Origin of the sequence: Mumia sp. zg.B17 (genome assembly GCF_019550915.1) — a bacterium.
Lineage (GTDB): Bacteria > Actinomycetota > Actinomycetes > Propionibacteriales > Nocardioidaceae > Mumia.
In genome coordinates this window covers 266,086-284,617 of the sequence record NZ_JAHWCI010000009.1, presented here as the reverse complement: position 1 = coordinate 284,617, position 18,532 = coordinate 266,086, and the positions used below count along the sequence as shown (strand labels likewise).

The 18,532-nt window shown below is 70.6% G+C and carries 17 protein-coding genes; 4 read left to right on the top strand and 13 right to left on the bottom strand.

Annotation, left to right across the window (positions count from 1 at the left end; translation table 11 throughout):
• Positions 1 to 25 precede the first annotated feature (25 nt).
• Positions 26 to 1,207: a CaiB/BaiF CoA-transferase family protein gene (locus tag KV097_RS18370; RefSeq protein ID WP_220366703.1), complete on the top strand. Its 1,182-nt coding sequence runs from the start codon at positions 26 to 28 to the stop codon at positions 1,205 to 1,207.
• Between the two features lie 33 nt (positions 1,208 to 1,240).
• Here KV097_RS18370 and KV097_RS18365 read toward each other — a convergent pair whose 3' ends face one another.
• Together KV097_RS18365 and KV097_RS18360 are read right to left on the bottom strand one after the other, a co-directional pair.
• Positions 1,241 to 2,125 (bottom strand): universal stress protein, encoded by an 885-nt coding sequence (locus tag KV097_RS18365; protein ID WP_220366702.1) that lies wholly within the window; start codon positions 2,123 to 2,125, stop codon positions 1,241 to 1,243.
• Complete coding sequence (locus KV097_RS18360) at positions 2,122 to 3,543, bottom strand: APC family permease (RefSeq protein ID WP_220345568.1); 1,422 nt, start codon at positions 3,541 to 3,543, stop codon at positions 2,122 to 2,124. The genes KV097_RS18365 and KV097_RS18360 overlap by 4 nt, the downstream gene beginning before the upstream one ends.
• Before the next feature lie 145 nt (positions 3,544 to 3,688).
• On the opposite strand from KV097_RS18360, the gene KV097_RS18355 reads away from it, so the two are divergent.
• Together KV097_RS18355 and KV097_RS18350 are read left to right on the top strand one after the other, a co-directional pair.
• Positions 3,689 to 4,246: a DUF2243 domain-containing protein gene (locus tag KV097_RS18355; RefSeq protein WP_220345569.1), complete on the top strand. Its 558-nt coding sequence runs from the start codon at positions 3,689 to 3,691 to the stop codon at positions 4,244 to 4,246.
• Positions 4,243 to 5,115: a cytochrome c oxidase assembly protein gene (locus tag KV097_RS18350; RefSeq protein WP_220345570.1), complete on the top strand. Its 873-nt coding sequence runs from the start codon at positions 4,243 to 4,245 to the stop codon at positions 5,113 to 5,115. The genes KV097_RS18355 and KV097_RS18350 overlap by 4 nt, the downstream gene beginning before the upstream one ends.
• Positions 5,116 to 5,141: 26 nt before the next feature.
• On the opposite strand, the gene KV097_RS18345 is transcribed toward KV097_RS18350, so the two are convergent.
• The 7 genes from KV097_RS18345 to KV097_RS18315 all read right to left on the bottom strand — a co-directional run bounded on the left by KV097_RS18345 (position 5,142) and on the right by KV097_RS18315 (position 13,258).
• Complete coding sequence (locus KV097_RS18345; RefSeq protein ID WP_220342591.1) at positions 5,142 to 7,343, bottom strand: 3-hydroxyacyl-CoA dehydrogenase NAD-binding domain-containing protein; 2,202 nt, start codon at positions 7,341 to 7,343, stop codon at positions 5,142 to 5,144.
• Between the two features lie 57 nt (positions 7,344 to 7,400).
• A complete protein-coding gene (locus KV097_RS18340) occupies positions 7,401 to 8,612 on the bottom strand; it encodes an acetyl-CoA C-acetyltransferase (protein WP_220342592.1) in 1,212 nt (403 codons plus the stop codon).
• Between the two features lie 113 nt (positions 8,613 to 8,725).
• The gene (locus KV097_RS18335) at positions 8,726 to 9,637 is read right to left on the bottom strand and encodes an alpha/beta fold hydrolase (protein ID WP_220342593.1); all 912 of its coding nucleotides are present in this window, start codon (positions 9,635 to 9,637) and stop codon (positions 8,726 to 8,728) included.
• Between the two features lie 41 nt (positions 9,638 to 9,678).
• On the bottom strand, positions 9,679 to 10,395 hold the full coding sequence (locus tag KV097_RS18330) for a MerR family transcriptional regulator (protein WP_220366701.1): 717 nt from the start codon (positions 10,393 to 10,395) through the stop codon (positions 9,679 to 9,681).
• 31 nt (positions 10,396 to 10,426) lie between these two features.
• Positions 10,427 to 10,846, bottom strand: coding sequence for a universal stress protein (locus KV097_RS18325; protein WP_220366700.1), 420 nt, complete (start codon positions 10,844 to 10,846; stop codon positions 10,427 to 10,429).
• Positions 10,847 to 10,884: 38 nt separating this feature from the next.
• Complete coding sequence (locus KV097_RS18320) at positions 10,885 to 12,027, bottom strand: acyl-CoA dehydrogenase family protein (RefSeq protein ID WP_220366699.1); 1,143 nt, start codon at positions 12,025 to 12,027, stop codon at positions 10,885 to 10,887.
• A gap of 25 nt (positions 12,028 to 12,052) precedes the next feature.
• Positions 12,053 to 13,258, bottom strand: coding sequence for a CaiB/BaiF CoA-transferase family protein (locus KV097_RS18315; RefSeq protein ID WP_308289495.1), 1,206 nt, complete (start codon positions 13,256 to 13,258; stop codon positions 12,053 to 12,055).
• 111 nt (positions 13,259 to 13,369) lie between these two features.
• Here KV097_RS18315 and KV097_RS18310 point away from each other — a divergent pair, with 111 nt between their 5' ends.
• Positions 13,370 to 14,164 carry an alpha/beta fold hydrolase gene (locus tag KV097_RS18310; RefSeq protein ID WP_220342598.1) on the top strand — a complete coding sequence of 265 codons (795 nt, stop codon included), beginning with the start codon at positions 13,370 to 13,372 and terminating at the stop codon, positions 14,162 to 14,164.
• A 12-nt stretch (positions 14,165 to 14,176) separates the two neighbouring features.
• Here the strand turns inward: KV097_RS18310 and KV097_RS18305 are convergent, their stop codons facing one another.
• The 4 genes from KV097_RS18305 to narH are packed head-to-tail and all read right to left on the bottom strand — an operon-like array spanning position 14,177 to position 18,526.
• The gene (locus KV097_RS18305; protein WP_220342599.1) at positions 14,177 to 15,403 is read right to left on the bottom strand and encodes a nitrate/nitrite transporter; all 1,227 of its coding nucleotides are present in this window, start codon (positions 15,401 to 15,403) and stop codon (positions 14,177 to 14,179) included.
• A gap of 38 nt (positions 15,404 to 15,441) precedes the next feature.
• Entirely contained in the window at positions 15,442 to 16,179 is a 738-nt protein-coding gene (gene narI / locus KV097_RS18300; RefSeq protein WP_220366698.1) for a respiratory nitrate reductase subunit gamma, read from the bottom strand.
• Complete coding sequence (gene narJ / locus KV097_RS18295) at positions 16,179 to 16,850, bottom strand: nitrate reductase molybdenum cofactor assembly chaperone (protein WP_220366697.1); 672 nt, start codon at positions 16,848 to 16,850, stop codon at positions 16,179 to 16,181. Before narJ ends, narI begins: the two co-directional genes overlap by 1 nt.
• A complete protein-coding gene (gene narH / locus KV097_RS18290; protein ID WP_220342602.1) occupies positions 16,847 to 18,526 on the bottom strand; it encodes a nitrate reductase subunit beta in 1,680 nt (559 codons plus the stop codon). The genes narJ and narH overlap by 4 nt, the downstream gene beginning before the upstream one ends.
• Positions 18,527 to 18,532 lie beyond the last annotated feature (6 nt).

Here is an 18,532-nt window from a genome sequence, read left to right as displayed (position 1 = left end):
CTGTCCCTCAGCCAAGGAGCACCGCATGCTGTCAGACATCGTCGTCCTCGACCTCACCCGCGCCCTGGCCGGCCCGCACGCCGCGATGATGCTCGGCGACCTGGGCGCCCGTGTGATCAAGGTCGAGTCGCCGGGCGGTGACGACACGCGCGGATGGGGTCCGCCGTTCGTGGGTGAGCCCGGAGACGAGGAGTCGACCTACTTCCTCTCGTGCAACCGCAACAAGGAGTCGGTCACGGCCGACCTCAAGAGCAGCGAGGGCAAGGAGCTGCTAACCCGGTTGGTCCGGCAGTCCGACGTGCTCCTCGAGAACTTCCGCCCCGGCGTGCTCGCGCGCCTCGGGTTCTCCGAGGAGCACCTCCACGAGCTCAACCCGCGCCTGGTCGTCTGCTCGATCACGGGCTTCGGCCACGACGGTCCCGAGGGCGGCCGCGCGGGCTACGACCAGATCGCGCAGGGCGAGGCCGGCCTGATGAGCCTCACCGGCCCCTCGCCCGAGGAGCCCACGAAGGTGGGCGTGCCGATCGGCGACCTGCTGGCCGGCATGAACGCCGTGTACGGGGTGGTGGCCGCGCTGCACGAGCGCCACACCACGGGGCGGGGACGGGTGGTCCGCACGAGCCTGCTCGCGAGCATCGTCGGCGTGCACGCGTTCCAGGGCACCCGGTGGACCGTCGCGGGCGAGGTGCCGCGAGGCATGGGCAACCACCACCCCTCGATCTCCCCGTACGGGCTGTTCCGTACGGCCGACGCCCCCGTGCAGATCGCGGTGGGCAGCGAAGGGCTGTGGGCGCGGTTCGCACCGTTGATCGGACTCGACCCTGCCGCCGCACCGTACGCGACAAACCCGGACCGTGTCCGGCGTCGAGACGACCTCACCGCGGTGGTGGAGGAGAGATTCGCCGACGGGGGTGCGGAGACGTGGCTGGCGCGGCTGGCCGAGGCCGGCGTCCCGGCGGGCAAGGTGAGGACGCTCGACGACGTCTACACCTGGGACCAGACGCTCTCGCAGGGTCTCGTGATCGACGTCGAGCACGAGAGTCTCGGCACGGTGCAGCTGCCCGGGCCCTCCTTGCGGCTCGACGACAACGCGTACGCCGGCGGCCGCGAGCACCACCTGCCTCCGCCGCGGCTCGGACAGCACAACGCCTCCGTCGCCGCCTGGCTCGACGCGGCCGAGGCTGCGGAGGCCGCGCCGCCGAGGTGACGGGGCAGCCCGGCGCCGCCGGCACCGCCGGCGTCACCGGCGCGGCAGGGTCACCACCGGGACGGGGACGCGCGTCATGATCCGCGGCGCATTGGATCCGAGGAAGATCCGGCGCAGCGGTCCTTCGCGGCTCGACGTCATCACCAACAGGTCGCCCTCGAGCCAGCGGACGCGGTCGACCGCGCTGCGCCAGGAGTCGCCGACCGCGACCAGAAGGTCGGTGACCTCGGCGCCCTCCCTCTCGAGCAGGGCCGCGGCACGGTCCTGGACGGCGGTGACCCGTTCCTGCCACGCCCGGAAGACGTCGTCGTCGGCGCGACGGCCTCCCCCGTCCGGCAACGCCGGCACCCGCCGTACCCCGAACGTGACCAGGGCGATCCCCACGCCGGCCCGCTTCGCCAGGGCGACCGTGCCACCGACGGCCGAGTCCACGCCCTCGTCGGAGTCGACGGCGAGCACGACCCGCTCGACCCGGTCGCTCCACTCCGACCAGAAGGCCCGTGGCGCCACCATCACCGGCATCGGCGCGCGGTGCAGCAGCCAGCTCGCCACGCTGCCGAGCGCCAGATGACCGATCCTCGCGTCGCCCGAGGAGCCCACCACGAGCATCGACGCCTCGACGCGCTCCGCCTCCTCGACCAGGGCGCGCGGGACGGACCGGGCGGCGCGGACGACGACGTCCGAGACCACCGCCGGAGGGAGGCCCTCGCGAGCACTGCTCACCGCCTCGGAGGCCATCGCCTCCAGGTGCCGCCGCCAGTCCGCGTCAGCGCCGGAGGCTGCGGTGCCCCGTCCCCACGCGTCGGCCACGACGCAGCAGAGGACCAGATCCTCCCCGGTCGACGCGGCGAGACGGCCCGCGAGGTGCACGGCGTTCGAGCCACGTCCGTCCGGGCCGACCGCCGCGACCACCGTCATGACCGTGCCTCCTCGTCCCCGTCGGCGCTCCGCAGCGTCGAGCGCTTGAAGCCGTAGGCGAAGTAGAAGATCAGGACCACCGAGACCCATCCCAGGAACACCAGCCACGTGACAAGGTCCAGGCCCGTGATCACATAGAGGCAGGCGGCGATGGAGAGCAGCGGCAGCACCGGGTAGAACGGCACCTTGAACGTCCGCTCCAGGTCGGGGGCGCGTCGCCGCAGGATGATGACACCTGCCGCGACCACCATGAACGCCACCAGCGTCCCGATGCTGACCGTGTCCAAGAGCCAGTCCAGCGGGATGAATCCGGCGATGATCGCGACCACGGTCGCGACGATGATCGTGTTCGGGACGGGGGTCAGGGTCCGCGGGCTGACCCGGGCGAAGATCGGTGGCAGCATCCGGTCGCGGCCCATGGTGAAGAGGATGCGCGTCTGGCCGTACATCACGACGAGGGTGATGCTGAAGATCGAGATCACGGCCCCTGCGGCGAGGACCGTGCTCGGCCAGGTGGACCCGGTGACGTTCTCGAGGATCTGCGCGAGCCCGGCCTGCTGTCCCTCGAAGTCCTGCCAGGGTTGCGCCGCGACCGCGGTCAGAGCCACCGCGACGTAGAGGATCGAGACGATGAGGAGCGACCAGATGATGGCCCTCGGCATGGTGTGCGCCGGGTCCTTGACCTCGTCCCCGGCGGTCGAGACGGCGTCGAGCCCGATGTAGGAGAAGAAGATCGTCGCCGACGCCGCCTGGATCCCCGCGACGCCGAACGGCGCGAAGTCACTCAGGTTGTCGGTGCTCCAGCCCGTGGCGGCGATCGCCACGAAGAGGATCAGCACACCGACCTTGATCGCCACCATGACGGTGTTGACGATGGCCGACTCGCTGGCGCCGCGGATCAGCAGCATCGCGCAAAGGCCGACCAGGACCATCGCCGGCAGGTTCACAATGCCACCCGCCTCGGGGGCGTACGACAGGTCGTGCGGGATGGTGGCCCCGAAGAGGTTGTCGAGGAGCTGGTTGAGGTACTCCGACCAGCCGACGGCCACGGCTGACGCCGACACCCCGTACTCAAGCAGGAGACAGGCGGCCACGACCATCGCGACGACCTCGCCGAGGGTGGCGTAGGCGTACGAGTAGGACGACCCCGACACCGGCACGCTCCCGGCCAGCTCGGCGTAGCAGAGCGCCGTGAGCCCGGCGGTGACCGCGGCGATCACGAAGGACACGACCACGGCCGGGCCGGCATCGGGGACGGCGGTGGTGAGGACGAAGAAGATGCCCGTCCCGACGGTTGCCCCCACCCCGAAGCCGATCAGCTGGACGAGCCCGATCGTGCGCTTGAGGCCCTCCTCGGCGTGCGGCCGCTGACCCACCGGCATCCGTCGGAAGATCTGTGAGGCGAACGACTCGGCCATGACCGATCAAAGGCACGGTCACGACCGCCCCGCAAGCCGGAGTGCGGCGGCGGGACGGCGTCGGAACGGCAGTAACCGGCGTCACGCATGGTGCGCGCGGCGCTCGGGTACCGAACGGTCTCCGACCGAAGGAGGCGCCTTTCCGATGGCCACGTCCACCAGCCCGCGCGACGGGCACGCGACCCTCGCGGACCGTCCACCGTCGCTCGCCCTGCCCGGGATCGTGCTGGGAGCCGGGCTCGGCGGGTTCGTCGACGGAATCCTCCTGCACCAGATCCTGCAGTGGCACCACCTGCTGACGTCGACCAACACCGACAACATCGGTGTGCCCTACTACCCGGCCAACACGGTGCACGGCCTCGAGATCAACACGCTGTGGGACGGCATCTTCCACGCCGTCACCTGGGTGCTGGTCCTCACCGGGCTGGCCCTCCTCTACTCGCGCGTCCAGCACTCGCGCGGACGGGTGTGGGCCTCGCGCGCGCTGTGGGGCTGGGTGCTCGTCGGGTGGGGCGTCTTCAACCTCGTCGAGGGCATCGTCGACCACCACCTGCTCGGGATCCACCACGTACGGAGCGGTCCGAACGAGCTCGCCTGGGACCTCGCGTTCCTGGCCCTCGGTGCGGTGCTCGTCCTCGTCGGGTGGCTGCTGCAGCGCGGCGCCACGTTCACCGACGACCGGGCTGTGGCCGACCGGGCATGAGCCGGCTGACTGCGGCGGCCGGCCCCGGCGTGCTCGCGCACGGGCCGTCGCACGACGAGGGGGTCGGCAGCCGGCTCCTCGAGGTCGCCCTGACGACCGGCCCGCTGGTCGTCGTCACGCTCCTCGCCCTCGCCTACGTCGCCGCGGCTGTGATCGAACGCGGGCGTCGCGGGTGGTCGACCGTCCGCACCGTGGCCTTCGTCGCGGGGTCGGTGGTGCTCCTGCTGGCCCTCTCCCCCGCGTTCGACCGCTATGCCGACGACGACTTCGCGGGGCACGCCGCGCAACACATCCTGATCGCCATGCTCGCCCCGCTCCTGCTGGTGCTCGCCGCACCCGTCACGCTGCTGCTGCGTACCCTCCCGCACGCCGGAGCCGTCCGCGTGGGCCGGATCCTGCGGTCTCGACCCGTCGGGGTGCTGACCCGACCCGTCGTCGCGCTCGTCCTCAGCAGCGGTGGGCTCGTGCTGCTCTACTTCACCCCGCTGTACGACCTGAGCACCCGCAACGGCGCCGTCCACGGCCTCGTCCATCTCCACATGCTGCTGGCGGGCCTGCTCTTCGCCTGGGTGATCGCCGGTCCCGACCCTGCGCCTGGCCGGGCCACGGTGCCCGTGCGCCTCGTGGTGCTCGGGGTCGCCATCCTCGTCCACGCCGTGGTCTCGCAGCTGCTGTACGCCGGCCTGCTGGTGCAGGTCCGCGAGCCCGTGGCGGAGATGCAGGCCGCGGGGAACCTGATGTACTTCGGCGGTGACCTGGTCGAGCTGATGCTGGCGCTCGCGCTCCTGCTCACCTGGCGCACGAAGCCGGCGCGGACGCACGAGGGCCCCGAGACCGTGCGGTCCCGGGGCCCTGTGGCGATCAGCTGATCACGCGATCAGGCTGATCGGACTGCTCAGACGAACTTCTCGTCCTTCGCGGCCTTCTCGAGCAGCAGTGCGGGCGGGGTGAAGCGCTCGCCGTACGCCGCGGCGAGCTCCTGGGCCCGCTCGGTGAACGCCTGCACGCCGATGCGGCCGTCAGCAGCCTCGTAGCCGTTGATGTACTGCAGCGCACCACCGTAGACCGGCGGGAAGCCGATGCCGAAGATCGAGCCGATGTTGGCGTCGGCGACGGTGCGGAGCACACCCTCCTCGAGACAGCGGACCGTCTCGATGGCCATGATGAAGGTGTAGCGCTCCTGCATGTCGGCCCACGGGATCTCCGCGCCCTCCTTGCGGAACTGCGAGAGTCCCGACCAGAGGTGCTTCTTGGCGTCGGCGGGGTACTCGTAGAAGCCCGCGCCGGCCGCCTTGCCCTTGCGGTCGAGGTCGACGAGCGTGTTGATGACGTCCATCGCCGGGCTGTCGGGGAAGGCCTTGCCCTCGCCCTCGGCGGCGGCCTTGGCCTCGCCGTTGATCTTCTGCGGCAGGGTCAGCGTGACCTCGTCGATCATCGCCAGCGGCGGAGCCGGGAAGCCCTTCGTCGTCGCGGCGCGCTCGATCGAGACCGGGTCCAGGCCCTCGGCGAGCATCTCGGCGCCCTCCATCGTGAGGGTGCCGAAGACGCGGCTGGTGAAGAAGCCGCGGCTGTCGTTGACGACGATCGGCGTCTTCTTGATCTGCTTGACGTAGTCGAGCGCGCGGGCGATCGCCTCGTCGGAGGTCTTCTCGCCCACGATGATCTCGACCAGCGGCATCTTGTCGACCGGCGAGAAGAAGTGGATCCCGATGAAGTCCTCGGGACGCTTGACGCCGTCGGCGAGGATCGTGATCGGCAGCGTCGACGTGTTGGACCCCAGCAGGGCGTCGGGCTTCACGACCGGCTCGAGGTCACCGAAGACCTGCTTCTTGAGCTCGACCGACTCGAAGACGGCCTCGATGACGAAGTCGCATCCCTCGAGCTCAGCGTAGTCGGCCGTCGGGTGGATGCGTCCGAGGATCTCGTCGCGCTTCTCGGCCGTCAGGCGCCCCTTCTCGACCTGCTTGTCGAGGAGCTTGGTGCTGTAGGCCTTGCCCTTCTCGGCCGCCTCGATCGAGATGTCCTTGAGCACGACGTCGATGCCCGCACGGGCCGAGACGTACGCGACGCCGGCGCCCATCATGCCGGCACCGAGGATGGCGAGCTTGGTGGCCTTCGTCTTCTCGATGCCCGCCGGACGCGAGCCGCCGGCGTTGATCGCGTTGAGGTCGAAGAAGAACGCCTGCGTCATGTTCTTGAACTGCTGGCCGGTGACCAGGTCCACGAAGTAGCGCGACTCGATGCGCGAGGCGGTGTCGAAGTCGACCTGCGCACCCTCGACGGCCGCCGACATGATGTTGCGCGGAGCCTTGAACGGAGCGCCCTTGGTCTGCTTGCGCAGGTTGGACGGGAACGCCGGGAGGAACTGCGCCAGCTTGGGCGACGAGGGGGTGCCACCGGGCATCCGGTAGCTCTTCTTGTCCCAGGGCTGGGTGAAGGCCTCGGCGTCGTCCTTGTTGGCGAGGATCCACGCCTTGGCGGCGGGGACCAGGTCGTCCTGCGTGGCGACGACCTGGTCGATCAGACCGGTTTCGAGGGCGCGCTGGGGCTTCATGCGCGGTCCCTGGAGGAGGACCTCCATGAGGGCCTTCTGCAGGCCGAACATTCGGACGGTGCGGGTGACGCCGCCGCCGGCGGGCAGCAGGCCCAGGGTGACCTCGGGCAGACCGATCTCGTAGCGGCCCTCGACGGCGATGCGGCGGTGGGTCGCGAGAGCGATCTCCAGGCCGCCACCGAGCGCCGCGCCGTTGATCGCGGCGACGACCGGCTTGCCGAGCGTCTCGAGCGTGCGCAGCGTGGCCTTCATCGCCTCGACGCTCTCGAACACGACAGGCGCGTCCGCGGGGGTCATCTGCGTCATCAGCTTGAGGTCGCCACCGGCGAAGAACGTGCTCTTGCCGCTGGTGACGACGACGCCGGTGACGTCGTCCTTCTCAGCGACGAGACGGTCGACCGCCGCCTTCATCGAGGCCTGGTAGGCCTCGTTCATCGTGTTGGCGCTCTGGGTCGGGTCGTCGAGGACCAGGGTGACGATGCCGTCCTCGCCGCGTTCGTAACGGACGGCCTCGGCCGCCGTGGTCGTAGCGTTCTCAGTCATTCGTGTGTGCTCCGTGAACTCTGCTCGTCAAGAAAGGGTGAGTCGGTGGGCGAGGGATCAGAGACGCTCGACGACGGTGGCGATGCCCATGCCGCCGCCGACGCACAGCGTCGCGACGCCGTAGCGCTGGTCGCGTCGCTCGAGCTCGTCGACGAGGGTGCCGAGGATCATCGCACCGGTCGCGCCGAGCGGGTGGCCCATCGCGATCGCTCCACCGTTGACGTTGACGATGTCGTGCGGGACGGACATGTCCCGCATGAAGCGCAGCACCACCGCGGCGAACGCCTCGTTCATCTCGTACAGGTCGATGTCGCTCGCCTCGAGGCCCGCCTTCGCGAGAGCCTTGCGGGTCGCCGGCGCAGGGCCGGTGAGCATGATCGTGGGCTCCGAGCCGGAGACCGCGGTCGCGAGGATCCGGGCGCGCGGGGTGAGGTCGTTGCGCCGGCCCGCCTCCTCGTTGCCGATCACGACGATCGCGGCACCGTCCACGATGCCGGAGCTGTTGCCGGCGTGGTGGACGTGGTCGATCTTCTCGACCGAGTGGTACTTCTCGAGGGCGACGGCGTCGAACCCGCCGAAGTTGCCGATCGCCTCGAACGACGGTGCGAGCGAGGACAGCGACTCGACCGTGGTGCCCGGACGCACGAACTCGTCGTGGTCGAGGATCGTGAGGCCGTTGACGTCCTGCACCGGGACGACCGACTTGGCGAAGTAGCCGTTGGCGATCGCCTTGGCGGCACGCGCCTGCGACTCCGCGGCGTAGGTGTCGACGTCGGTGCGGCTGAAGCCCTCGATCGTCGCGATCAGGTCGGCGCCGATGCCCTGGGGCACGAAGTCGGTCGCGAACGCGGTGGCCGGGTCCATCGCCCAGGCGCCACCGTCGGCGGCCATCGGGACGCGGCTCATCGACTCGACGCCGCCGGCGAGGATCAGGTCCTCCCAGCCGGACCGGACGCGCTGCGCGGCCTGGTTGACCGCCTCGAGGCCCGAGGCGCAGAAGCGGTTGAGCTGCACGCCCGCGACGCTGTCGGGGAGTCCCGCGGCGAGCGCGGCGGTCTTGGCGATGTCGGCGCCCTGGTCGCCGACAGGGGTGACGCAGCCGAGGACGAGGTCCTCGACCTGGCCGGGATCCAGAGTCGGGTTGCGCTTCTGGACCTCCTCGAGGAGCCCGGTCACGAGGCTGATGGGCTTCACCTCGTGCAGGGATCCGGTCTTCTTGCCGCGCCCGCGGGGGGTGCGGATCGCGTCGTAGATGAATGCCTCAGTCATGGCGGTCCTTCGATTCGTTGACGACCCGACAAAGTTACTTGCGAGTAACGAGTGTGTCAATGATACCTAAAGGCCACTATGACACCACCGCTGTCATGGTGTTGCCGCGGTGGTCAGTGGCGAGACCACTCCCCGAGGAGCACCTGGAGCGCGGCCACGAGGGCCACCGGCTGGTCGAGCATGATGTGGTGCCCCGCGTCCGGGACGACGGTGACGGGAACGTGCCCGCCCAGCCGCTCGGCGACCGTTGTCGTGATGTCGGTGGTCGCCATGCCCCGCTCCCCTCGGACCAGGGCCGTGGGGCAGTCGGTCTCGGCCACCTCGGCGGGCTCCATCTGGGCGCTGAGGAACACGTGCGGGTCGAACTTCCAGGTCCAGCCGCCCTCCACCTCGCGCACCGAGCCCGCCGCCACGTGCTCACGGACGTACGGGAGGGTCGCGTCGTCGGGCGGCAGCGTACGGAAACGGCGCACGATCTCGTCCCAGCTGGGATAGACCTTGTTGCCGGGCAGGTGCCGCCCGGACTCCTTCCACGCGCGGGTCTCCGGCGACATCTGGCGCACCGGGGAGTCGATCGCGCAGGCGCCAGCGAGCCGTGACCCGTGGTCACGGGCCGCGGTCAGGCTCACGAACCCGCCCATGCTGTGCCCGATCACGACCGGCAAGACGCCGTCCTGTGCACCACCGGACGGCGTCTCGGCCGCGGCGACCGCCATCACCTCCTCGGCGAAGGTGGCGAGGTCGTACTGCCGTCGCCACTGCGAGTCGCCATGCCCGGAGAGATCGATCGCGGCGACCCGGTGCGACGCCGCGAGGAACGGGGCGACGTGGTCCCACCAGCCGGCGTGCGCCGCGCCTCCGTGCACGAGCACGACCACAGGCATCCCCGGCTCGCCCCACGTGCGGTAGGCGATCCGTGCGCCGGCCACGTCGACGTCGTGGCGGTGGTACGGCGTTGCGACCGCCTCGGAGAACCAGGCGGGTACGGCGGTGACCGGCGCCGCACCGGTCGTCTGCGAAGACATGGGCCCCCTCGGGGAGGACGAGCTGTGATCCTTCCGGAACCCTACGACCGGCGGCGTACTATCTCGCGCTTGGTCTCGTTGACGGCGCTCTCGTAGGCCGTCACGAGCGCTTGCACCGTGAGCGGCTTGAAGCGCTCGACCATCGCCGCGATCGCCTCCGACGACTCGCCGCTCGCTCGGTAGTGCGGCAGCACCTTGTCGCGGAAGACCTCGGTCAGCTCCTCCGCGATCGCCCGGGCATGCGTCTCGAAGATGCGCTCGGCCTCGACGGCGCCGTCGAGCGGGAGACCGAGGTCCATGAGCTCGATGCCGATCGACAGGTGGGCGGGCGCGACTCGGAAGACGTCCTCGTCGGGCGTCGGCTCGACCACCCGCAGCGCGACGAGCAGCTCGATGTCGTCGTCGGACAGCGGCCTGCCCGCGCGCGCCTCCAGCGTCGACCGGTCGGCCGTCTCGGGCAGGTCGGAGAGCCAGGGCGCCAGCATCGTGCGTTGAAGCGCGACGTCGCCCGGCGTGGCCGTGGGCGAGAGGCGCTCGAGGTATCCCTCGATGGCCGAGAGCGTGAAGCCGTGCGCCTGGAGCTCGCGCACGAGCTCGAGCCGCACCAGGTGGTCGGCACCGTAGAACCCGTTGCGCCCCTCGCGGACCGGCGGCGGGATGAGCCCTCGGCCGGCGTAGAAGCGGATCGTACGGACGCTCATCCCGACCCGCTCGGCGAGCTGCTCGACCGACATCCGGTCCGGTCCTGTCGGGGTCATGTCCGCACGATAGACCGCTCGACGGCTCTGGTCAGTCCACCCCCATCGGCAGGATCACGACGGGGCACGGGGCGGTCCGGGCGAGGACGTCGCTGACCGAGCCCAGGGCGTTGTGCCTGATCGTGGACGTGCCGTGGCTGCCGATCACGAGCATCTGCGCCCCAGCAGCGACCGACAGGAGGATGTCGACCGGCAGCCCTTCGTGGACGCCGACCGACACCTCGGCGTCGCCGTCGTGGAGCGCGGCCACCTCGGCCGTCTCGGCCGCGAGGCGCTCGCCCTCGGCGATGGTCCGGACCGACGATCGGTCGGGATCCACGGTGATCACGACCTGCACCGCCGCGCCCCGCAGGTCGGCCTCCGTCATCGCCCAGTGGAGCGCGCGTCGCGCTCCCGCCGAGCCGTCGCTGCCGACGACGATCGTCCCGGTCCGTTGTGGAGACTCAGTCATGCCGCCATCCTGTCGGACGCGCGGCCGGCAGGCGACCCTCAGAGACCCATCGTGCGGCCGATGATCTCCTTCATGATCTCGGTCGTGCCCCCGTAGATGGTCTGGATGCGCGTGTCCGCGTACGCCTTGGAGATCGGGTACTCGCTCATGAAGCCGTACCCGCCGAAGAGCTGGAGGCACTGGTCGACCGTCTTCTTCTGGACCTCGGTCGTCCACCACTTGCCCATCGCCGCGTCGGAGATGGTGAGCGTGCCGGCGTTGAGCTCCATGATCGAGCGGTCGACGAAGACCTGAGCGATCTGCGCCTCGGTCTCGAGCTCGGCGAGGGTGAAGCGGGTGTTCTGGAAGGAGCCGATCGGACGTCCGAACGCCTTGCGCTCCTTGACGTACTCCAACGTGAGGTCGATGACGGCGCGGCACGCGGCGGCGGCGGCCACCGAGATCGCGAGCCGCTCCTGAGGGAGCTTCTCCATCAGGTAGACGAAGCCGTTGCCCTCCTCGCCGAGGAGGTCCTCCTTGGGGACCCTGACGTCGGTGAAGAAGAGCTCGGCGGTGTCCTGCGCCTTGAGGCCGAGCTTGTCGAGGTTGCGACCGCGCTCGAAGCCCTCCATGCCGCGCTCCAGCACGATCAGCGAGACGCCCCGCGCCCCCGCGCTCGGGTCGGTCTTGACCGCGACGATCACGAGGTCGGCGAGGATGCCGTTGGAGATGAAGGTCTTCTGGCCGTTGACGAGGTAGTGGTCGCCCTGGTCGATCGCCGTGGTCGCGATCGCCTGGAGGTCCGAGCCGGTGCCGGGCTCGGTCATGGCGATCGCCGCGATCGACTCGCCGCTGCAGAACGCGGGCAGCCAGCGCGCCTTCTGCTCCTCGTTCGCGTACGACAGCAGGTATCCCGACACGAGGTCGACGTGCAGCGGGAAGCCGACACCGCTGGCGTGCGCCCGCGCCAGCTCTTCGTCGATGATCGCGTTGTAGCGGAAGTCCGAGACCCCGCCACCGCCGTGCTCCTCCGGCATCATGAAGCCGAGGAAGCCCTGCCGACCGGCAGCCCGCCACATGTCGCGGGAGACGATGCCGTCGATCTCCCACTGTGCGTGGTACGGCTTGATCTCCTTGTCGACGAAGGTCCGGAAGGCGTCGCGGAACGCGTCGTGGTCCTCGGTGAAGATGGTGCGCTGCATCGGCGGGCCCTTCGTGGTGTCGTGGTTAGGACGGATCGTTCTGGACGACGGCGCCGGACGCGACGAGGGCGTCGACGTCGCCGACGCCCCACGCGGCGAGGGCTTCGCGGGTGTGCGCCCCGGGCCGGGCGGGGGGACGCCCCAGGGTGGCCGGAGTCCGCGAGAACCGCGGTGCGGGCGCCGCCTGGACGACGCCGTCGTGCTCGACGTACGTGCCGCGCGCGGCGAGGTGCGGGTGCTGGGGTGCGTCGCGAATCGGGACCACGGGCGCCACGCACGCGTCCGTGCCCTCGAAGACCTCCGCCCACTCGGCCTGCGTGCGCTCGGCGAAGCGGGCCGCCAGGCGGGCGCGCAGCTCCGGCCAGACGCGAGGGTCGTTGCGGTCGGGCAGCGGTGAGTCGGGCAGCGCCACGTCGGCCGGCACGTCGAGGCCGAGCAGCCGCACCATCTCCGCATAGAACTGCGGCTCCAGCGCGCCCACGGACATCCAGCGTCCGTCGGAGGTCTCGTACACGTCGTAGAACGGCGCACCGCTGTCGAGGAGGTTGGTGCCGCGGGCATCGTTCCAGGCGCCGACCTGCTGGAGGTTGGTGATCATCGTGAGCAGGTGCGCCGTGCCGTCGACGATCGCGGCGTCGACGACCTGGCCGCGGCCGGAGGTGCGTGCCTCGAGGAGAGCGGCGAGGAGGCCGACGACGAGGTAGAGCGAGCCACCCGCGAAGTCGCCGAGCAGGTTCATCGGGATCTGCGGGGGCCCGCCCGCGCGGCCGATCGGGTCGAGCGCCCCGGAGACGGCGACGTAGTTGACGTCGTGCCCGGCGCTCGAGGCGAGCGGGCCGTCCTGGCCCCACCCCGTCATGCGTCCGTAGACCAGCCGAGGGTTGCGCTCGAGGCAGACGTCGGGGCCGAAGCCGAGCCGCTCGGCGACGCCGGGCCGGAAGCCCTCGACCAGCACGTCGGCTCGCTCGACCAGCTCGAGCAGGACGGCGACACCGTCGGGCTGCTTGAGGTCGATCGCGACCGTACGGCGACCGCGGGCGAGGACGTCACGCTCCTGCGGCAGCGACTGGAGGCCTCCCGGCGACACCCGGTCCACACGGACGACGTCCGCGCCAAGGTCGGCGAGGAGCATCGCGGCGAAGGGGCCGGGGCCGATCCCCGCGATCTCCACGACCCTGAGGCCGGACAGCGGGCCGGACAGCGGGCCGGACGGCGGTGTGGTGTCGGTCACGCCCTGATTGTGACAGTAGGACTGTCAGAGTGGCAAGCGCGCGCCACCTGCGGCTACGCTCGCCGAGTGTGACACGTCCGATGTCACATCCCGCGTGACAGGAGAGCGTCGATGAGCGTCGTCTACAGCAGGCAGGGCTCCGGTGAGCCGCTCGTCCTCCTCCACGGGATCGGTCACCGCAAGGAGGCGTGGAACCCCGTGCTGTCACGGCTCGCCGCGCACCACGACGTCGTCGCTCTGGACCTCCCCGGTTTCGGCGCGTCGCGGGCCCTCCCGAGGAGCAGGCGCGACGGCATGGACCAGCTCACCGAGGCGCTGGCCGACTTCTTCGCCGCCGTCGGGATCGACCGGCCCCACGTCGTCGGCAACTCCCTCGGTGGCGCCCTGGCCCTCGAGCTCGCCGCCTGCGGCTCCGTGCGTACCGCGACGGCGCTCTCCCCCGCCGGGTTCTGGACCGAGCCCGGCCGCGCCTGGGCGTTCGCGGTATTGCTCGGGCTGAAGGGCACCTCCCGCCTTCCCGAGCCGTTCGTCCGCCGCATCTCGACCCGCCGCTGGACCCGGGCGGCGGCGATGTCGTCGCTGTTCGCCCACCCGGGGCGGATCACCGCCGACGACTTCCTCGGCGACACCTTCGCCCTGCGCGACGCCGACGCCTTCGTCCGGGTGCTTCGGTCGGGGGCGCGCTACCACTACCGCGGCCGGCCGTCGGTCCCGACGACGGTGGCCTGGGGGGCGAAGGACCGCATCCTCCTCCCGTCCCAGGCGCAGGAGGCACGTCGACGGCTCCCGACGGCGACGCACGTGGCCCTCCCCGGCTGCGGCCACGTCCCGATGATCGACGACCCCGACCTCGTCGCCGCAGTGATCCTCGAGCGCACGCGCGGAGTCTCGCCGGTTGCGGCCTGACCGGCGTACGGATCACGCCTTGCGGCGGTCACCCGGCCGCTCGCGAAGCCCGACCAGGGTGAACAGGAACACCAGCGCCGCCGTGATGCAGAGCAGCGTGAGCCCGACCGTGTAGGTGTGGTCCTCCTCGTTGTAGGTCGCACCCATCACCAGCGGCGGGAAGAAGCCACCGAGACCACCGGCGGCACCGACGATCCCGGTGACCGAGCCGGTCTTGTCGGCCGGGGCGCGCTGGGCGACCCACGCGAACACCGACCCCGACCCGAGCCCCAGGAACGCCGCCATCGCCACGAAGGCGAGACCGGCCGGCCACTCCGGCTCGGGACGCAGGGCGAGCACCACGGCCATCACCGCGGTGCCGGCGAGCGAGACGAGGGTGACGAACCGCGGCCCCAACCTGTCCGACAGTGCACCGCCGACGGGACGCGCGATCACGGCCGCCAGCGCAAACCCCGCCGTCCGCTCACCGGCCTCCGTGAGGCCGTACCCGTAGGTCGTCACGTCGCCGAGATAGGTGGGCAGATACGTGGAGAACGCCACGAACCCGCCGAACACGATCGCGTAGAGCAGGGACATCTGCCAGGTCACCGGCTCCTTGAGCGCCGCCAGGAGCTTGGGTCCGGCCTTGTCCGCCGCCGGGCTCCAGCGTGGGGAGTCCCGCATGAACGCCCAGCACGCCGCGGCCGTCGCCAGCAGGGCGACGGCGAGGATCACGTGCGTCGCCATGTAGCCGAACCAGTCCACGAAGCGCGGGGTGAAGAACGACGACAGTGCCGTGCCACCCATGCCCGCACCGAACAGGCCGGTCGCGAAGCCCTGGCGAGGCTTCTCGTACCACGCCTTCACCGTGGGGATGCCGACCGCGAACGTCGTGCCGCCGATGCCGAGGAAGAACCCGAAGACGAGAAGCAGGGCGTAGGAGTCGGCGTTGCCTGCCACCGCGACGAGGACCACGAACGGCGCCGTCGCGACGAGCAGGACGGTGAACATCAGCCGGCCGCCGTACTTGTCGGTGAGCGTGCCGGCCGCGATCCGGCCCAGCGACCCGACGATCACGGGGACCGCGACCGCGAGCGACTTCTGCGTGGAGCTCAGGTCCATGTCGCCGGCGTAGCGGGCCGCGAGCGGCCCGATCATGTTCCACGCCCAGAAGCTGATCGCGAACGCCCAGGTGGCGAGGATCAGGTTGCGGGTCTGGGCGGCCCTCGGGAGAGCAGGTGCGTCGGTGGCGGTGCTCATCGCGGTGCCTTTCGGTGATCCACGGCCTGGTCGGTCGGTCAGCGGTCGCGGTCCGGTGTGCCGACGGGCTCCCAGCCCGGCCGCGGCGCGCGGGTTGCGGAGACGTCGTCGCGGCTGCGATAGACGATGTAGGGGCGGAACAGGTAGTGGACCGGCGCCGTGAACGCATGCACCAGCCGCGTGAACGGCCAGATCGCGAAGAGCGCCAGGCCGACCAGCGTGTGCACGTGGAACGACGTGGACGCGGCCGCCATCGCGTCGACGTCCGGCTGGAGGACGAACAGGCTCCGGAACCAGGGCGACACCGTGTGCCGGTAGTCGGTGACGTTGGTGTCGAACACGCTCACGACGGTGGTCACGAGCCCCGCGACGATCGCCGCGACCAGCACGACGTACATCGTCTTGTCGTTCTTGGTGGTGGCCATGAACACCGGCCCGGTCTTGCGCCGGCGATAGATCAGCATGACGACGCCGACGAGCGTGGCGAGACCGGCGATCGTCCCGAGCGACAGCGCCATCGCGTGGTACTCGCTTTCGCTGACGCCGATGGCGTCGGTCCACGCCTCCGGGACGAGCAGCCCGATGACGTGCCCGATCACCACGACGAGGATCCCGAAGTGGAACAGCGGGGACGCGATGCGCAGCAGCGCCGACTCGTAGAGCTGGGAGGACCGGGTGGTCCAGCCGAACTGGTCGTAGCGGTAGCGCCAGATCAGCCCGCCGACGAAGGTCGCGAGGACCAGGTACGGGATGACCCCCCACAGGACGACGTCCATCAGTGACCTCCGGAGTCCGACATCGGCAGGAGACGGGGGTCGTAGGAGTCGAGCCCGACCGTCTCCGTGGGTGGCCCCGCCATCGCCATCGCGGCGGCGCGGTCCTGCGGTCCCGGGCCGTCGTACGTCGCGCACACCCCGCGCAGCACGTGCGCCCACGGGGTGGGCGTCGCCCCGGGCTCGTCCTTGCCGGCGGTCTGCTCGAGCGCCAGCCGCAGCAGCTCCACGCTCGGCCGGTAGCGCTCGAGGAGCTCGCCGCCGCGCTCCGGGTCGTGCGCCGCCAGCTCCAGCACCATCGGCAGGTAGTCAGGGAGCTCGCCGTGGGTGTCCACGAGCAGGCCGGAGTCGCGGTAGGCCTGCTTGAACCCCGCGAGCACCTCGCCACGGCGCCGCGTGTCTCCGTCGGTGAAGTAGGAGAGGTAGAGCGGATGCTTGCGGTCCAGGTCGAAGACCTCGACGTACCGGCGCGCCAGCGCCTGCACCGGGGTCTCCTCGATGACGTCGATGAAGGCGAGGAGGTGCCGGTACGGCGCGCGGCGCGCGGTGCGACCGCGTCCGGCGGACTGCTCCTCGAGCGCAGCGCGGATCAGCGGGAGGCGTTCGACGAGCCGTTCGTCGGGATAGGCGAGGAGCAGCGCGGCGCTGCGGTGCGCGACCCGGTGGTCGGTCATGGGACGTCCTCCCGGTCGGTCGCCGGAGGCGGGAACATCCCCTGCGGAGCGCCGCGGCCGTCCCAGTTCAGGAGGTTCACCTGACCGCTGCTCGAGGGGTCCGGGGCGGCCACGGTGTCGGTTCCCTGACGCTGCCTGAGCGCGTGGAAGTTCTCGACCGCCATCGGCACCGGCCGTCCGCTCGCCTCGCCGACCGCCCCCGACTCGTACATGCCCGGCCCTTCCTCGAAGTCGAGCGAGCAGCCGAGCTCCTCGAGGTCGTGGGCCTGCTCGGCGTGTGCCGTCGGGATCACGTACCGCTCGTCGTACTTGGCGATCGCCATCAGGCGGTACATCTCGTACATGTCCTCCTCGGACATGTCGACCGACGCCGGGATCGTGCCGTCAGGGACCTTGCCGAGGTTGATCCCGCGCATGTAGGACCGCATCGCGGCCAGCTTGCGCAAGACGCCGGTGATCACGTCGGTGTCCCCGGCGGTGAAGAGCTCGGCGAGGTACTCGACGGGGATGCGCAGCGCCTCGATCGCCCCGAACAGGGTGCGCTCGTCCTCCGCGTCGTGCCCCTGGTCGGCGAGCAGGTCGACGATCGGCGACAGCGGCGGGACGTACCAGACCATCGGCATCGTCCGGTACTCCGGATGCAGCGGCAGCGCGACCTTGTAGCGCTTGGCCAGCGCGTAGACCGGTGAGCGGCTCGCGCCCTCGATCCAGTCCTCCGGGATCCCGTCGGCCCGGGCCTGCGCACGGACCTGCGGGTCGTCGGCGTCGAGCATGAGGTCGAGCTGCGCCTGGTAGAGCTGCTGCTCGTCCTCGACGGACGCGGCCTCGGTGACGCGGTCGGCGTCGTAGAGGAAGACGCCGATGTAGCGCAGCCGTCCGACGCAGGTCTCGGCGCACACCGTCGGGATGCCGACCTCCACCCGCGGATAGCAGAAGGTGCACTTCTCGGCCTTGCCCGACTTGTGGTTGAAGTACATCTTCTTGTACGGGCAGCCGGTGATGCACTGCCGCCAGCCCCGGCACCGGTCCTGGTCCACGAGCACGATCCCGTCCTCGGACCGCTTGTAGATCGCACCGCTCGGGCACGACGCCATGCACGACGGGTTGAGGCAGTGCTCGCAGATCCGCGGCAGGTAGAACATGAAGGTCCGCTCGAGGTCGAAACGGATCTTGTCCTCGGACTCGCGGCGCACCTTCTCGACCATCGGGTCCTGCAGCACCGACTCCGGCCCACCGCCGAGGTTGTCGTCCCAGTTCGCCGACCAGGTGATCGCCATGTCCTTGCCGGTGATCAGCGACTTGGGGCGCGCCACGGGGAAGTCGTCACCCAGCGGCGCGCGGGTGAGGTTCTCGTAGTCGTAGGTCCAGGGCTCGTAGTAGTCCGACAGCTCGGGCTGGACCGGGCTGGCGAAGATGGTGAACAGCCGTCGGGCGCGTCCGCCGGTGCGCAGCGAGAGCCGCCCACGACGGTTGCGTACCCAGCCGCCCCGCCAGCGCTCCTGGTCCTCGTACCGGCGGGGATAGCCCTGACCGGGTCGGGTCTCCACGTTGTTGAACCAGACGTACTCGACGCCGCTGCGGTTTGTCCACGCCTGCTTGCACGTGACCGAGCAGGTGTGGCAGCCGATGCACTTGTCGAGGTTCATCACCATCGCGACCTGCGCCATGACCTTCATCGGTTC

What these genes read in the sequence shown, in the direction of transcription:
- KV097_RS18370 (WP_220366703.1), top strand. Translation starts at nt 26, where the DNA reads ATGCTGTCAGACATCGTCGTCCTCGACCTCACCCGCGCCCTGGCCGGC.
- KV097_RS18365 (WP_220366702.1), bottom strand. Translation starts at nt 2,125, where the DNA reads ATGACGGTGGTCGCGGCGGTCGGCCCGGACGGACGTGGCTCGAACGCC.
- KV097_RS18360 (WP_220345568.1), bottom strand. Translation starts at nt 3,543, where the DNA reads ATGGCCGAGTCGTTCGCCTCACAGATCTTCCGACGGATGCCGGTGGGT.
- KV097_RS18355 (WP_220345569.1), top strand. Translation starts at nt 3,689, where the DNA reads ATGGCCACGTCCACCAGCCCGCGCGACGGGCACGCGACCCTCGCGGAC.
- KV097_RS18350 (WP_220345570.1), top strand. Translation starts at nt 4,243, where the DNA reads ATGAGCCGGCTGACTGCGGCGGCCGGCCCCGGCGTGCTCGCGCACGGG.
- KV097_RS18345 (WP_220342591.1), bottom strand. Translation starts at nt 7,343, where the DNA reads ATGACTGAGAACGCTACGACCACGGCGGCCGAGGCCGTCCGTTACGAA.
- KV097_RS18340 (WP_220342592.1), bottom strand. Translation starts at nt 8,612, where the DNA reads ATGACTGAGGCATTCATCTACGACGCGATCCGCACCCCCCGCGGGCGC.
- KV097_RS18335 (WP_220342593.1), bottom strand. Translation starts at nt 9,637, where the DNA reads ATGTCTTCGCAGACGACCGGTGCGGCGCCGGTCACCGCCGTACCCGCC.
- KV097_RS18330 (WP_220366701.1), bottom strand. Translation starts at nt 10,395, where the DNA reads ATGACCCCGACAGGACCGGACCGGATGTCGGTCGAGCAGCTCGCCGAG.
- KV097_RS18325 (WP_220366700.1), bottom strand. Translation starts at nt 10,846, where the DNA reads ATGACTGAGTCTCCACAACGGACCGGGACGATCGTCGTCGGCAGCGAC.
- KV097_RS18320 (WP_220366699.1), bottom strand. Translation starts at nt 12,027, where the DNA reads ATGCAGCGCACCATCTTCACCGAGGACCACGACGCGTTCCGCGACGCC.
- KV097_RS18310 (WP_220342598.1), top strand. Translation starts at nt 13,370, where the DNA reads ATGAGCGTCGTCTACAGCAGGCAGGGCTCCGGTGAGCCGCTCGTCCTC.
- KV097_RS18305 (WP_220342599.1), bottom strand. Translation starts at nt 15,403, where the DNA reads ATGAGCACCGCCACCGACGCACCTGCTCTCCCGAGGGCCGCCCAGACC.
- narI (WP_220366698.1), bottom strand. Translation starts at nt 16,179, where the DNA reads ATGGACGTCGTCCTGTGGGGGGTCATCCCGTACCTGGTCCTCGCGACC.
- narJ (WP_220366697.1), bottom strand. Translation starts at nt 16,850, where the DNA reads ATGACCGACCACCGGGTCGCGCACCGCAGCGCCGCGCTGCTCCTCGCC.
- narH (WP_220342602.1), bottom strand. Translation starts at nt 18,526, where the DNA reads ATGAAGGTCATGGCGCAGGTCGCGATGGTGATGAACCTCGACAAGTGC.